At 72.0% G+C, this 14291-nt stretch carries 11 protein-coding genes and 1 riboswitch; of the genes, 5 read left to right on the forward strand and 6 right to left on the reverse strand.

Annotation, left to right across the window (positions count from 1 at the left end; genetic code table 11):
* On the reverse strand, positions 1 to 2820 hold the full coding sequence (locus ACFYPS_RS26875) for an ATP-binding protein (RefSeq protein ID WP_387327854.1): 2820 nt from the start codon (positions 2818 to 2820) through the stop codon (positions 1 to 3).
* A gap of 319 nt (positions 2821 to 3139) precedes the next feature.
* Between ACFYPS_RS26875 and ACFYPS_RS26880 the strand changes: the two genes are divergently transcribed.
* Positions 3140 to 4897, forward strand: a complete 1758-nt coding sequence (locus ACFYPS_RS26880) for a M28 family peptidase (RefSeq protein WP_387327856.1) — start codon at positions 3140 to 3142, stop codon at positions 4895 to 4897.
* Between the two features lie 133 nt (positions 4898 to 5030).
* Complete coding sequence (locus tag ACFYPS_RS26885; RefSeq protein ID WP_354966638.1) at positions 5031 to 5537, forward strand: hypothetical protein; 507 nt, start codon at positions 5031 to 5033, stop codon at positions 5535 to 5537.
* A gap of 103 nt (positions 5538 to 5640) precedes the next feature.
* Here the strand turns inward: ACFYPS_RS26885 and ACFYPS_RS26890 are convergent, their stop codons facing one another.
* Positions 5641 to 6339 carry an SDR family oxidoreductase gene (locus tag ACFYPS_RS26890; RefSeq protein WP_354966637.1) on the reverse strand — a complete coding sequence of 233 codons (699 nt, stop codon included), beginning with the start codon at positions 6337 to 6339 and terminating at the stop codon, positions 5641 to 5643.
* A 220-nt stretch (positions 6340 to 6559) separates the two neighbouring features.
* Between ACFYPS_RS26890 and htpG the strand changes: the two genes are divergently transcribed.
* From htpG to ACFYPS_RS26905, 3 genes are all read left to right on the forward strand, one after another.
* A complete protein-coding gene (gene htpG / locus ACFYPS_RS26895) occupies positions 6560 to 8488 on the forward strand; it encodes a molecular chaperone HtpG (RefSeq protein WP_354966636.1) in 1929 nt (642 codons plus the stop codon).
* A 601-nt stretch (positions 8489 to 9089) separates the two neighbouring features.
* Positions 9090 to 10256: a hypothetical protein gene (locus tag ACFYPS_RS26900; protein ID WP_354966635.1), complete on the forward strand. Its 1167-nt coding sequence runs from the start codon at positions 9090 to 9092 to the stop codon at positions 10254 to 10256.
* A gap of 381 nt (positions 10257 to 10637) precedes the next feature.
* A riboswitch (cyclic di-AMP (ydaO/yuaA leader) is annotated at positions 10638 to 10809 on the forward strand.
* 1 nt (position 10810) lies between these two features.
* A complete protein-coding gene (locus ACFYPS_RS26905) occupies positions 10811 to 11458 on the forward strand; it encodes a transglycosylase family protein (RefSeq protein WP_387327860.1) in 648 nt (215 codons plus the stop codon).
* Positions 11459 to 11527: 69 nt separating this feature from the next.
* Here ACFYPS_RS26905 and ACFYPS_RS26910 read toward each other — a convergent pair whose 3' ends face one another.
* The 4 genes from ACFYPS_RS26910 to ACFYPS_RS26925 all read right to left on the reverse strand — a co-directional run bounded on the left by ACFYPS_RS26910 (position 11528) and on the right by ACFYPS_RS26925 (position 14259).
* Entirely contained in the window at positions 11528 to 11875 is a 348-nt protein-coding gene (locus ACFYPS_RS26910; RefSeq protein WP_354966633.1) for a hypothetical protein, read from the reverse strand.
* A gap of 111 nt (positions 11876 to 11986) precedes the next feature.
* The gene (dinB, locus tag ACFYPS_RS26915) at positions 11987 to 13174 is read right to left on the reverse strand and encodes a DNA polymerase IV (protein WP_354966632.1); all 1188 of its coding nucleotides are present in this window, start codon (positions 13172 to 13174) and stop codon (positions 11987 to 11989) included.
* A gap of 45 nt (positions 13175 to 13219) precedes the next feature.
* Complete coding sequence (locus ACFYPS_RS26920; RefSeq protein WP_387327865.1) at positions 13220 to 13744, reverse strand: GNAT family N-acetyltransferase; 525 nt, start codon at positions 13742 to 13744, stop codon at positions 13220 to 13222.
* Positions 13741 to 14259: an N-acetyltransferase gene (locus ACFYPS_RS26925; protein WP_354966630.1), complete on the reverse strand. Its 519-nt coding sequence runs from the start codon at positions 14257 to 14259 to the stop codon at positions 13741 to 13743. The genes ACFYPS_RS26920 and ACFYPS_RS26925 overlap by 4 nt, the downstream gene beginning before the upstream one ends.
* Positions 14260 to 14291 lie beyond the last annotated feature (32 nt).

A 14291-nucleotide genomic window follows, 5' to 3' on the forward strand; every position in this document is an offset into this window, starting at 1 on the left:
TCAGGCCAGCCGACCCTCGATGGTCACCGTCGTCCCCTCGCTGGTGGAGACCAGCCGCACGTCGCCGTAGGCGTTCATCAGCAGCGCGCCCCGTCCCCGGTCCATCGCCGGCCGGCGGTCCCGCCAGGTGCCGAAGTCGCGTACCGAGATCCGGACCAGGCCGCCGCCAGCCTGGAGCCGGACCCGCACCTCCGGACGGCTGGGTCGCTGGGCGTGCTCGACGGCGTTGTTCACCGCCTCGGACGCGGCGAGCAGCAGGTCCTCCTGCACGTCCGGGTCGACGTCCAGGCCGCTCAGCGCCAGCCGGACGTCGCGGCGCATCGCCGCCGCCGACGCGGGCGCGGAGGGGTACGTCCATCCGATGTCGAGGGCGTCGCCGACCGCTTCCGCGATGGCGCTCCGGGTGGGAGTGTCGGCCGGGTGGCCCGGCGGGTCCGCGGCCGGCTCCACGGCCGTCGGAATCGGCGCGACGGTGGTGGCCGGGGCAGGTCGCGCCGCCGCCGGATTGGCGTCGAATGCCGGTGGGATGTCGTCGGACCAGGCCGGCGCCGCGTCGGGCCGGGGCGCCGCGCTGGCGCGGGACCGGCGGATGACGGCCCGGATCCGCGCGATCAGCTCGGCTGCGGCGAACGGCTTCACCAGGTAGTCGTCGGCGCCCAGGCTCAGGCCCGCCACGCTGGCGTCCCCTCCGGCGCGGGCGGAGAGCACCAGCACCGGCAACGCCCGGGTCGCCGGGTCCGCGCGCAGCCGGCGGACCAGCTCGAAGCCGTCCAGCACCGGCATCATCACGTCGGTGAGGACCAGGTCCGGTGGGTCGCGGTGGACCGCGTCGAGGGCCTGCCGACCGTCGGTGACGGTCCGCACCCGCCAGCCCTGCCCGGTGAGCAGCCGGCTCAGGTACGCCCGCATGTCGCTGTTGTCGTCAACCACCAGGATCCGGGCCCCGGTCAGCTCGTCCCCGGTGGAGCCGGACGCCGGAACGGGCTCCGAGACGCCATCGCCCGGGTCGGCCAGCCAGGTCACCGCCTCCTGGACGGCGGCACGGGCCGCGTCGCCCCGCCCGGTGGGCGGTGATCCGGTCGGCACGGCGGGGCGCGCCGACGTCCACGGCAGCGCGACGGTGAAGGTGCTGCCGACGCCGACCCGGCTGGTCACCCGGACCTCGCCACCCTCGAGGCGGGCCAGCTCGTGCACCAGGGCCAGGCCGATGCCGGTGCCCTCGTGACTGCGCGAGAGGGCGCTGCGCACCCGGTGGAAGCGTTCGAAGAGCTTCGGCACTTCCTGCTCGGCGATGCCGATGCCGGTGTCCGTGACGGTGAGCCGCACCTCCTCGCCGTCGGCCTCCAGGGCGACCCGGATCCGGCCGATGAACGTGTACTTCAGGGCGTTGGACAGCAGGTTGGTGACGATGCGTTCCCAGTTGACCGGGTCCACCGTGACCGGCCGGGGCAGCGGCAGGCAGTCGACCTCCAGGGTCAGCCCGGCCCGCTCGATGGCGGCCCGGAAGACGCCGGCCAGCTCGGCGGTGAGGGTGGCGAGATCGACCGGGTGGGCATCGCTGCGGGCCTGTCCGGCCTCCAGGCTGGAGAAGGTGAGCAGGCTGTTGACCAGGGTCAGCAGGCGGGTGGCGTTGCGCCAGGCGGTCTCCACCCGCTCTCGCTGCACCGGTGCCAGTGGCGCGGTGGCGTCGGTGAGCGCGTCGGCCAACGGACCGAGCATGAGGGTGAGGGGGGTGCGGAACTCGTGGCTGACGTTGGTGAAGAAGCCGGTCTTCACCCGGTCCAGTTCGGCCAGCGCCTCGGCCCGGCGTCGCTGCTCCTCGTACGCCCGCGCGTTGCGCAGCGCCACCGAGACCTGCCGGGTCAGTAGGTGGTAGAAGGAGCGGTACGCCTCGTCCAGCCCCCGGCTGGGGCTGACCCCGACCAGCAGGACGCCGAGCGGCTGGGCCTCGGCGGCCGAGGGCAGCGGCAGCGCCAGCGCGGTGTCGACCGGGTCCTTCCACGGGCCGGCCGGCAGTGGCAGCCGATCGCCGACGCCGGTCACCTCGGTCGGTCGGCCCTCGGCGGCGGCCGGCAGACCCCAGGCGCGGGCGCCCGTGCTCGGGTCAGTCAGCTCGGTGACCTCCGGCAGCGCCCTCGCCACGGTGGCGTCACCCGGGGCGCCGCCGGCCCAGGCGACCCGGCGCAGCAGGGTGCCGTCGCGCAGGTAGATCGCGGCGAACGGCACGTCCAGTGGGTGGGCCTCGATCGCGTCGATCAGCCGCGCGCCGGTGGCGTCCACGTCGACGGTGCGTCCGTCGCCGCGTACCGCCAGGTCACGCAGCAGTCGTAGCCGCCGTTCGCCGACCACCTGCTGGGTGACCTCGCTGCACACGGTCAGTACGCCGACGGTGCGGCCCTCGTCGTCGCGGGCCGGGGCGTGCGAGACGCTGAAGTACGCCTCCTCGCGGTAGCCGGCCCGCTCCAGCAGCAGTCGCAGGGCGGGCACCCAGCTGGCCACCCCGGTCGCCATGGCCTGCTGGATCAGCGGGCCGAGCACGTCCCAGCCTTCGGCGAGGGTCACCCGCACGTCATCGCCGAGCGCGCCCGGGTGCTTGTCACCGATCAGCGCGGAGTAGGCGTCGTTGTAGAGCTGGGAGAAGCGGTCACCCCACAGCAGCAGCATGGGGTAGCGGGAGCTGAGCACCATCCGTACGGCGGCTCGCAGGCTCTGCGGCCAGCCGGTCACCGGGCCGAGCGGGCTGGCGGTCCAGTCCAGCTCCGCCATCAACCGGCCGGTGTCACCGCCGTCGGTGAACAGGTCCGTGCTGGGTCGTATCACGCTCGACCCGGCCCCATCGCAAGCCCCCGTTCCGGGCCCGATGACCCCTGCTGGCGTTACCTACCCATCCTGACACCTTCACTCACCTGTGCCGACGCCGGCACCCGCTGATCCGGCCGCCCGGGTCGACGTGCGCTCGGCGTCCGGAGCGGCGGCGGCGAAACGAACCGTCTCGTCCCCATCGTGGTGGTTTGGGCGGCTCGCTCGGCGGTGCGGCGGTGGCCACCGAACCGGTGGGCGTTCCGGACGAACGACCGATGCCCAAGACATTGATATCTGTAAGTGTCTCGGTTATCTCTCCAACCCCCGAGGAGCCCCCATGAGAGGCAGAACGCTGAGCGCGGGCATCGCGCTCGCCGTGTTCACCGGGATGACGGTGACGCTGGCCGCCCAGCCGGTGACCGCGTCACCCATCGTCGGAACGGCAGTGGCCCGGCCGATCGCCGCACCCGCCGCCGTCCTGGCGGCGCCGGACATCTCCGTCAGCAACGTCCAGGCGCACCTGACCCAGTTCAACTCCATCGCCAGCAGCAACGGCGGCAACCGACGGGCCGGCTCGGCCGGCTACACCGCCTCGCTCACCTACGTCAAGACCAGGCTCCAGTCGGCCGGCTACACGGTCAGCGAGCAGTACTGCTCAAGCTGCACGTACCCCTCGAACAACCTGATCGCGGAGTGGCCGGGCGGTCCGGCCGACCAGGTGGTCATGTTCGGCGCCCACCTCGACGGCGTCTCGGCCGGGCCGGGCATCAACGACAACGCCACGGGTTCGGCGACCCTGCTGGAGAACGCGCTGGTGCTGGCGGCGCAGAGCCCGACCATGACCAAGCGGGTCCGGTTCGCCTGGTGGACCGACGAGGAGCAGGGGCTCAACGGCTCCCGCTTCTACGTCAACTCGCTCAACGCCACCCAGCGTGGCTACATCAAGGGCTACTACAACTTCGACATGGTCGGCTCGACCAACGGTGGCTACTTCATCAACCGGGTCACCTCCACCACGGCGGCGCCGCTGAAGGCGTACTGGGACTCGTTGGGCCTGCAACCGGAGGAGAACGTCGAGGGTCAGGGCCGCTCCGACGACTACTACTTCCAGCAGGCCGGCATCCCCACCTCCGGCTACGCCGCGGGCGCCAGCGCCCGCAAGACCAGCGCGCAGGCGGCCAAGTGGGGCGGCACCGCCAACTCCGCCTACGACCCTTGCTACCACCGGGCCTGCGACACCACCGCCAACGTCAGCGCCACGGTGCTGAACCGGGCCGCGGACGGCGTCGCGTACGCGCTGTGGCAGCTCGCCGTGGGCGGTGGCACCCCGACCAACGACTTCTCCGTGGCCGTCAACCCCACCGCGCGCTCGGTCGCACGGGGTGCCAGCACCACCGCCACGGTTGTCACCGCCACCACCGCCGGCTCGGCGCAGTCGGTCAGCCTCTCGGCCTCCGGTGCGCCCAGTGGGGTGAGCGTCTCCTTCAGCCCGTCCTCGGTGACCTCGGGGGGCTCGGCCACGATGACGCTGACCGCGTCGGCCAGCGCGGCGACCGGCACCTTCACCATCACGGTCACCGGCACCGGCTCGGTCACCCGCAGCGCCAGCCTCACGCTCACGGTGACCGGCACCGGAGGCTGCGCGGGCGGCCAGGTGATCGGCAACGGTGGCTTCGAGAGCGGCAGCACGCCGTGGACCGCGTCCTCCGGTGTGATCACCAGCTCCAGCGGTCAGCCGGCGCGGACCGGGTCGTACAAGGCGTGGCTCGACGGGTACGGCAGCACCCACACCGACACCCTGACCCAGTCGGTGACCGTGCCGGCCGGCTGCGCCAGCTACACGCTGTCGTTCTGGCTGCACATCGACACCGCGGAGACCACCGGTTCCACGGCGTACGACAGGCTCACCGTGCAGGTGGGCTCGACCACGCTGGCGACGTACTCGAATCTCAACGCCGCCGCGGGCTACGTCCAGCGCACCTTCAACGTCGCCGCGTACGCCGGGCAGACGGTGACGCTGAGGTTCACCGGCACCGAGGACTCTTCGTTGCAGACCAGCTTCGTGATCGACGACGTGACGCTGCAGGCGAGCTGACGTGGGTCGCCGGGTGGAGGCGGGCGACCGCCTCCACCCGGCATCTAGTCATGCTCGTCTATCTCTGGTAGAAATCCTTCAAGGCCGGCCCCTGGTTCGCAAAAATTCCACCCCTCACGCGAACGGGAGTGCCATGTCCACCACCCGATCCACCCTGCGCCGCCGCGTGCTCACACTGCTGGTGGCCACCCTCGCCGCGGTCGGCGCCGCGCTCGGTCTCGCCGCCCCGGCCTTCGCCATCAGCCACTCCAGTGCCACCTCGCAGCTGAGCGCCGCCAACATCTCCTGGACCTCCAGTGGCAACTGCAGCAACCGCAACATCGCCACCTGCACCTCGTTCGACGGGGTCCGGCAGGCGACGATCAGCGGCATCATCACCTTCAAGCGGGCCAGCGGCTGCGCGGTCACCATCACCGCCGGCACCGAGGTCGGGCATGCCGGCGGGACGTACAGCCACTGGAACGGCTACAAGCTGGACATCGCGCTGAGCACCTGCATCCAGAACTACATCTCCGCGAACTACACGTACGTCGGCTACATCGCCGGCTTCGGCTACCAGTACCGGGCCCCCTCCGGCAACCTCTACACCAAGGAGGGCAGTCACTGGGACATCCTCTTCTACAGCTGTGGCGGTTGCTGACCGGCAGCTGAGGCGGGTGCGCGGACGGAGCTGACCGCGTACCCGAGGACGGGCCGCCGCCGGGAAGCCGGCGGCGGCCCGATCACGGCCGTGGTGCGGCAGCTCAGGGCAGCTGCGGGTAGAGCGCGGCGACGCCGCCGGCGAGCCCGGCCTGGACCTGCCGGCTGATGTCGTCGGCCACGATCTCGTAGGCGTCGGCCTCGATGCCGTCCACGCCGAGCCGCGCGATGACCGCCGGGTCGGACTTCGGGGCGGTGACCGCGGCGGTCATGTCGGTGTCCATGTAGCCGACGTGCAGGCCGGCGACCCGGACCCCCCGGTCGGCGAGCTGGGCGCGCAACGCGTTGGTCATCGACCACTCGGCCGACTTCGCGGCGCTGTACGCCCCGACGCTCGGGAAGGTCACCCAGGACAGCACGGAGAGCACGTTGAGGACAGTCCCGCCTCCGTTGCCCGCGATGATCGGAGCGAACGCCCGGACCATCGACAGGGTGCCGAGGTAGTGGGTCTCCAGCTCGAGCCGGACGAGGTCCAGGTCGCCTTCGAGCAGGTCCGATCCGGTGTCGATGCCGGCGTTGTTGATCAGCAGGTTCACGTCTCCGGTCAGCGCGGCGGCGGCGGCCACCGAGGCGGGGTCGGTGATGTCCAGCCGGACCGGCGTCACGCCGGGCAGGTCGACGCTGTCCGGGTTGCGGGCGCCGGCGTAGACGGTCGCGCCGCGGGAGAGGAGTTCGGCGGCCAGGTGCCGGCCGAAGCCGCGGTTGGCGCCGGTGACGAGGGCGGTGCTTCCAGCGATCTTCATGGTCTGCTCCAGGGGTCGCGCGCCGCTGCTCGGGCGGAACGGTGGGTCGTCAGGCTCGTGCGGCCTCTTGCTCACCGAGACGCTATCGGGCTGACTTACGTTAGGCAAAGTCAGCTATCTCACGAAGCGGCATCGCCGGATCGGGAATACGACCCGGACGCGGGCACGACCCAGCCGGTGAAGGCTCGTATCCTGTCCGCGAACCTCCGCACGAGCCGACATGGGAGACGGTGTGAGCAACCAGGCCGAGACGTTGGAGTTCCAGGCCGAGGCGCGTCAGCTCCTCCAGTTGGTCGTCCACTCGATCTATTCGAACAAGGACGTCTTCCTGCGGGAACTCATCTCGAACGCGTCCGACGCGCTGGACAAGCTGCGGCTGGCGACTCTGGTCGACAAGGACCTCGTCGCCGACACCGACGACCTGCACGTCGCCATCGAGGTCGACCGGGACGCCCGCACCCTGACCGTGCGGGACAACGGCATCGGAATGACCCGCGACGAGGTCGTCGGGCTGATCGGCACGATCGCCAAGTCGGGCACCGCCGAGCTGCTGCGCCAGCTGCGCGAATCCGCCGACGCCCGCGCCTCGCAGGACCTGATCGGCCAGTTCGGCGTCGGCTTCTACGCCGCGTTCATGGTCGCCGACCGGGTCACCCTGCTGACCCGAAAGGCCGGCGAGACCGGCGGCACCCGCTGGGAGTCCGCCGGCGAGGGCACGTACTCGATCGAGACCGTCGACGAGGCGCCACAGGGCACCACGGTGACCCTGCACCTCAAGCCGGCCGACACCGAGGACAACCTGCACGACTACACCGCCCAGTGGACCATCCGGGAGATCGTCAAGCGATACTCCGACTTCATCGCCTGGCCGATCCGGATGCGCGTCGAGCGCTCGGGCGCCGACGGCGAGGCGCCCACCAGCGAGGTGCAGACGCTCAACTCGATGAAGGCGCTCTGGGCGCGGCCCCGCGACGAGGTCGACGCCACCGAGTACCACGAGTTCTACAAGCACGTCAGCCACGACTGGGCCGACCCGCTCGAGGTCGTGCACATGAAGGGCGAGGGCACCTTCGAGTACGAGGCGCTGCTGTTCCTGCCCAGCCACGCCCCGCTGGACATGTTCGCCCCACAGGGCCGCCGTGGCGTCCAGCTCTACGTCAAGCGCGTGTTCATCATGGACGACTGCGAGGCGCTGGTCCCCACCTACCTGCGCTTCGTCAAGGGCGTGGTCGACGCGCACGACCTGTCGCTGAACATCTCCCGGGAGATCCTCCAGCAGGACCGGCAGATCCAGATCGTTCGCCGTCGGCTGGTCCGTAAGGTCCTCGCCACGGTCCGGGACCTCAAGGCCAACCACCCCGAGCGCTACCGCACGTTCTGGACCGAGTTCGGCGCGGTGGTCAAGGAAGGGTTGATCGACGACACCGACAACCGCGACACCCTGCTGGAGATCCTGTCGGTGGCCTCCACCCACGACCCGGCCGAGCCCACCGACCTGGCCGGCTACGTGGCACGGATGAAGGACGGCCAGAGCGACATCTGGTACGCCACCGGCGACTCCCGGGCCGCCATCGAGAACTCCCCGCACCTGGAGGCGTTCCAGGCCAAGGGCCACGAGGTGCTGCTGCTCACCGACCCGGTCGACGAGGTGTGGGTCGAGCGGGTCGGCGAGTACGACGGCCGTCCGCTGCGGTCGATCGCCAAGGGTGAGGTCGACCTGGACACCGACGAGGAGAAGCAGCAGGCCGAGGCCGAGCGTGAGCAGCAGCGACAGGAGTTCGCCGGGCTGCTCGACTGGCTCGGCACCACCCTTGCGGACAGCGTCCGGGAGGTCCGCCTGTCGTCGCGGCTGACCACTTCACCGGCCTGCGTCGTCGGCGACGCGCACGATCTCACCCCGACCCTGGAGAAGATGTACCGGGCGATGGGGCACGAGGTCCCGTCGACGAAGCGGATCCTGGAGATCAATCCCGGGCACCCGCTCGTTGCCGGGTTGCGCAAGGCCCACGAGCAGAGCGGGAGCTCCGAGGCCCTGACCGAGACGGCCGAGCTGCTGTACGGGCTGGCGGTGCTCGCCGAGGGTGGCGAGCTGGCCGACCCGGCCCGATTCACCCGGGCCCTCGCTGACCGGCTGGCCCGCACCCTGTAGCCGGAGGGGGACTGATCCTTTCGTCGGATGGGGCGGCGTCGCTTTCTGGATCATGCAGCGTCTGCAGGTAGCCACAAGCTTCACTACTCCGATGGCTGCGCCGAGCCCACCCGACGCCGCTGATCCAGATCACGGCGCTGTCCGAGGAGCAGACGGACAACGTCTACGACGCGTCGAGGTCGGCGGAGTACGCGCATCCGGCGGGCCGCCGCCCGGCTGCGGGTGACGTTACCGAGGCGGCCGGCACCCCGTACGGCGATTACGGGCCTCGGCCGTTACGGAAGGGTTGGGAAAAGTGCGGCGATAGTCGTTGGTGATTCGCAAATAGCGCTGACCTCTTCGATTGTGTTACATCGTGGAATCCGGGCAGCGCTATTTCATGCTGCGCGTATTCGCGCTAACGAGACAGATTGGCCAGTTTGGAGCGCTCCGCACCCGGCAGGGCTCCCGGAAAATTGCGACGGCAATATGCTCCCCGACAGGCCCCTTCCACTGTCAATAGACACAAGCAAATATCTCATTCTCCATTCCGATCGACGTGCGAAGCGGGGTTCAGGAATGGGCTGCCGCAGAGTGCGGATGCGCCACCATTGGGGGACACATGGCCGTCGTCGTAGTGCTAGATATCGATGAAACTCTGCGCGAGCAGCACAGCCTGACGATCGAAGTCCGCTCGGACGACGCCGGTGTGCCCGTCGCGGTGGCCGCGCTCCGGCAGGCTCTGCTCCGACTCGAAGCGACGGGAGCCGGCGGGGAGCGGGTGGGCCCGGCCGTCGTCTCGTCACCGATCGCCTTGCCCGGCGCGCAGCTCCTCGTGATCGACTTCGGCCCGATCCCCGCCGAGCATGTCCTCGCCATACCGGAGCTGCTGGCCCGGCAACTGCGCGATGCCGGTGTGCGCGACGCTCTGGTCTCGGTGGCCCGGCGCGGCCCGAGCCACGACATCGAGGAGTTCGGCGTGTCCGCCCGGGCTTACCTGCGCGGGCCACTCGGCGCGCCGTTCGGCGACGCCCCGTGCCAACTGCCCCCGCCCCTGCTGAACGTGGCGCTCGACTGGTTGCACGCCGAGCGCGGACCCGCGGACGAGCTGAGCGCTGTCGTGCTCGGCGTGCGGGTTCCGCTCACCGCCGAGGCGGCCGGCTCGGCCACCGCCACCGTACTGTCTACTCTGCCCACAGCCATCACGGTGACCCTGCTCGCCGGCGACCTCACCAACCGGCTGGTGGCCGCGACCGTCGGCGGCTACCACGACGTGCTACCGGCGGCGGCGCTCTCCGTCGCGCAGCCGCGCGCCGACCCCGCCGACGCTGGCGACCTGGCCGGGCCGATGCACCGGTTGCGCGACAAGCTGCACGCGCACAGCGGATTGCTGGTCTGGGCCGGAGTGGACGCCGAGCCGGACAGCCGTCGGGTGAGCACGCCACAGTGGTCGCAGCGGCTCCCGAGCGACGGAAAGCCGGTGACCCGGCGGCCCGGGGTGGAGATGCTCGCCGACGCGCTCATCCCCGACGCCATGTGGTACCAGATCCTCTCCGCCGGGCACCTCGACCGGCTCGGTGGCCTGCCACCCGGGGCGACGCCGCTGCCCGGCCGGCGGGCCGAGTTGACTGTCGGGGACGCCGAACAGTGGCTGCCGGGCCACCCCGACGCCCTCGCGGTTCTCGCCCGGGGCCGCGAGCTGCTCGCCGGCTGCCTGGTCGACGAGGCGCAGGCGTGGCAGATGACGGCCGCCCGGATTCGCCGTGCCACGCCGCCCGGCGGCCGTTGACCGCACCGGGCGGGACGGTCGGCGTACCAGGGGATGCGGCAAGCGGTGCGAAGTCGCCTGGTCGCCGCGACCAGCCACCGCTCGTCTGGGCACGAACCGTCGGGACCAGCCAGATCGTCTACAGCGCCCTCGGTCACGACGTCCGGTCGTACGAGTCGCCGGGACACGTCGAACTGCTCGCCGGATCGTGGCCTGGCTCCGGCACGAGACCTGAAACGCCGGCCTGATCGGAAACGGTCCATGGTGGTCACTGCACACACTTCGATTGCCCGCAACCGCTACGCGGCTCGCCCCGCGCGGCCCGGTGAAGAAGTTCACAGGGGGTGGGCGACCGTCACCGACCGTGCCTAACGTCGGTCGGGTTCGCCAATGCGGACACCGCGACCGGCAACGCCAAATCCTGCCCCCGGTCGTCGGAACCCAGTCACCCGGGCAGGAGCGGGGGACCCAACGTTCCTCGGTGCACGTCACCTCGGGGTGAAGCCGCCACCGCGCGGCCGGGCTCCTCGGCCCGAACCCGACAGCTCACCTCGCCGGCGTGGAGGAAGCCTCACATGTCATCTGCACACACGCCCCGTCATCGACGGGTCACCACCCGCCGCGTCGCCGTCGGCACCCTGGCCGTCGGCGCTGTCACCGGCGCCGTCGCCCTCTTCGGCCCGGCCGCCCCGGCGCAGGCCGGGGTCAACTGGGACGCGATCGCCCAGTGCGAGTCCAGCGGCAACTGGCACATCAACACCGGCAACGGCTACTACGGCGGGTTGCAGTTCTCGCAGAGCACCTGGGCCGGCTACGGCGGCAAGAAGTACGCCGCCCGCGCCGACCTGGCCAGCCGCGGCGAGCAGATCGCGATCGCCGAGAAGGTGCTCGACGGGCAGGGCATCGGCGCCTGGCCGACCTGCGGCAAGAAGGGCGGCTCGTCGGGCGGCTCCGCCGCGAAGTCCGCGACGAAGAAGTCCGAGTCGACGTCCAAGCCCCGGGAGCGGTCGTCGCGCGGCGAGCAGCCGGCGACCCGCAACCACAAGCGCACCGCGCCTTCCACGGACGGCAGGACGTACCTGGTCAAGCCGGGCGACACCCTGTCCGAGATCGCCCAGGCCCATCAGGTGGCCGGCGGCTGGCAGGCCCTGTACGAGCGCAACCGTCAGGTGGTCGGCGGCGACCCCGGTCTGATCTTCCCGGGTCAGCGGCTCGCCCTCTGACACACGACGCGCGGGCGCTCGACCGGACTCCGGCCGGGCGCCCGCGGGCGTGTCGAGAAGGGGTGGGCGTCAGGCGGCCGACACGGCGGCTTCGGGACGCGCCGACCAGGCCCGGCGCGCGGTCGGAACGCCCTCAGCGGGCCGGTCAGCGGATGCGGTTGTTTCCTCGCCCCGCGTCGGAGCGACTGTGGACGGTGTGCCGGCCGCACCACGGGCCAGCCGGAGCGCCTGTTCAGCGGAGCTGCGGGCCGCGCACGGCCACGGCTGGCCGGCGCAGAGCAGGTTGCGGCAGGCGCCGTCCTCGTCCGGCTCATGTGCACTGAGCACGTCGATCGCGAGCTGCCAGAGCAGCGGGTCGGTCACGTCGCCGGGACGCTGCTCGCGCCGGCTCGGACGGTTGCTGGTGTCGTCGGACATGGTGGTCCCCCCTGGTCAGACTGATCTTCACTACGTGACCCGCTGCGGCCGTCGCCAAACCCCTCGCCGCTGTGATGTCCGGCGCTTTCGCCCCGCCGCCACCTGGTGCGGTCAGTCCGGCAGCAGCGGCACCTCGACGCCCGGATCACGGCCGAGCAGCACCGCGCGGGTGAGCGCCGCCGATCCGAACCGGTCGCGGACCGCGTCCACCGCGGCGTCCAGCTCGGCTCCCGGATTGTGGTGGAACGGCAGCTCCGGCTGGACCGGGTTGTCGTCCAGGTTGCCGACCGAGACGCCGATCAGCGTGACGCCCCGCCGGTCGATCTCGGGCAGGGCGGCCCCCAGCAGCGCCCGCGCGGCGGCGAGCAGCGGCGTGGTGTCCGCGGTCGCCTTGCGGACGGTGTGCGAGCGGGTGGCCCGGGTGTAGTCGCCGAAGCGCAGCCGCAGCATCACCGTGCGCCCGGACCGTCCGGCCGCCCGCATCCGCCGGGTGACCCGGTCGACCAGGCCGGCCAGGACGGCGTCCAGTTCCGCCGGCGCGTGTGGCGTACGGCTCAGCGCGTGCTGCGCGCCCATCGAGCCGCGTCGGCGGCCGACCAGCACGGCCCGCGGGTCGCGGTTGTGCGCCAGGGCGTGCAGGTGCCGGCCGGCGCCCGCGCCGAGTATTGACACCAGCGCCGCCTCGCCGAGCCGGGCCACCTCGCCGACGGTGCGGATCCTCCGTTCCCGCAGCTTGGCGGCGGTGACCGGGCCGACGCCCCACAGCCGCTCCACCGGCAGCGGGTGCAGGAACGCCAGCTCCGCGTCGGGCGAGACGACCAGCAGCCCGTCCGGCTTCGCCACCCCGCTGGCCACCTTCGCCAGGAACTTCGTCCGGGCCACGCCCACGGTGATCGGCAGGTGGACCCGTTCGCGGACCTCCCGGCGCAGCCGCTCGGCGATGTCGGCCGGCGGCCCGACCAGCCGGCGCAGACCGCCCACGTCCAGGAACGCCTCGTCGATGGAAAGCCCCTCGACCAGCGGGGTGGTCTGCCGGAAGATCTCGAACACCGCCCGGCTGGCCGCCGTGTACGCCGACATCCGGGGCGGCACGACGATCGCGTCCGGGCAGAGCCGCCGCGCCTGCTGGCCGCCCATCGCGCTGCGTACGCCCCGCGCCTTCGCCTCGTAGCTGGCCGCCAGCACCACGCCGCCGCCGACGATCACCGGCCGCCCCCGCAGGCGCGGGTCGTCGCGCTGCTCGACCGACGCGTAGAAGGCGTCCAGGTCGGCGTGCAGGATGCTGGCCCCGGGCGACACGTACATATGTTCGCATGGCGTTCGCGATCACCACAGTGAGCTGCGCTAACAGGGCCGCCGGTCGCTGATTTCCCCGCCCGTTGGCAGCGTGTAGTGATGAAGTGACACGGCGCTTCCGTCCGGGGCGGTCCACTGCGCCGTGCTGGTGCCGGTGCACCGCCACCCGGTGCGCTCGTAGAGGGCGGTGGCCGCGGTGTCGCTGACAGCCACGTCGAGCAGCAGGTCCGTCCCGCGCTCGGCCGCCCACCGCCGTGCCCGGGTCAGCAGAGCAGCGCCCAGCCCGGTCCCGCGGGCGGTCGGCGACACGAAGAGGCGAGTCACCTCGGCGGTCGGCCGGGCGAGCGACCCGTCCGCCGGGTCGGGCAGCCGTTGCACCGCCACGTGCCCGACGATCGCCGAGTTGGCGTCGACGGCGACCCACGCGCGCGCCGGACGGGGCTCGCGTAGCCACTGGTGCGGGTCGGCGGGCCAGTTCAGCGGGTACCGGTCGGCCCCATGGACGAGGGCGAGCGCCGCCACGCATCCGTCGAGGTCGGTGGCGCGCCGCCGCCGGATCTGCGGTGCGGTCACAGCTCGTCGAACGGGCCGGCGTACCGGAACTCGCCCCGGATCGACTCCCGCCACGCGCTCAACGGGCGGGCCTGGAAGTACTGCGGGCCCCACGGCTGCGGCGGGGTGACGCCCAGCTCGACGGCCGGTCGAAACCCGAATCGCGGGTAGTAGTCGGGGTGGCCGAGCAGCACCACCAGCGGCTCGTCCCGGGCGTCGGCCGCGCCGAGCACCGCGTGCATCAGCGCCGAGCCGACCCCGCGCCGTTGCCGGTCGGGAAGCACGCCGAGCGGCCCCACGCCGAGGGCGACCGGTTGGCCGGCCACCTGGGCGCGGGTGGCCACCACGTGCCCCACCACCTGCCCGTCCGGGTCGGTCGCCACCAGGGAGTACGCGGGCAGCCAGCCCTCGTCGGCGCGCAGCGCGTCGACCAGGGTCGCCTCGACCGGTACGCCACCGTCCGGCGCGGTGAAGGCGGCGGCGTGCACCGCGCGGATGGCGTCGACATCGGCGGGCGTCTCGCGTCTGATCAGCACCGCGCCACGATACGGGGCCCCCGGCGTCCGCC

Source organism: Micromonospora sp. NPDC005087 (assembly GCF_042872965.1).
Classification (GTDB): Bacteria; Actinomycetota; Actinomycetes; order Mycobacteriales; family Micromonosporaceae; genus Micromonospora.

What these genes read in the sequence shown, in the direction of transcription:
- ACFYPS_RS26885 (WP_354966638.1), top strand. Translation starts at nt 5,031, where the DNA reads ATGTCCACCACCCGATCCACCCTGCGCCGCCGCGTGCTCACACTGCTG.
- htpG (WP_354966636.1), top strand. Translation starts at nt 6,560, where the DNA reads ATGGGAGACGGTGTGAGCAACCAGGCCGAGACGTTGGAGTTCCAGGCC.
- ACFYPS_RS26910 (WP_354966633.1), bottom strand. Translation starts at nt 11,875, where the DNA reads ATGTCCGACGACACCAGCAACCGTCCGAGCCGGCGCGAGCAGCGTCCC.
- ACFYPS_RS26880 (WP_387327856.1), top strand. Translation starts at nt 3,140, where the DNA reads ATGAGAGGCAGAACGCTGAGCGCGGGCATCGCGCTCGCCGTGTTCACC.
- ACFYPS_RS26890 (WP_354966637.1), bottom strand. Translation starts at nt 6,339, where the DNA reads ATGAAGATCGCTGGAAGCACCGCCCTCGTCACCGGCGCCAACCGCGGC.
- ACFYPS_RS26905 (WP_387327860.1), top strand. Translation starts at nt 10,811, where the DNA reads ATGTCATCTGCACACACGCCCCGTCATCGACGGGTCACCACCCGCCGC.
- ACFYPS_RS26900 (WP_354966635.1), top strand. Translation starts at nt 9,090, where the DNA reads ATGGCCGTCGTCGTAGTGCTAGATATCGATGAAACTCTGCGCGAGCAG.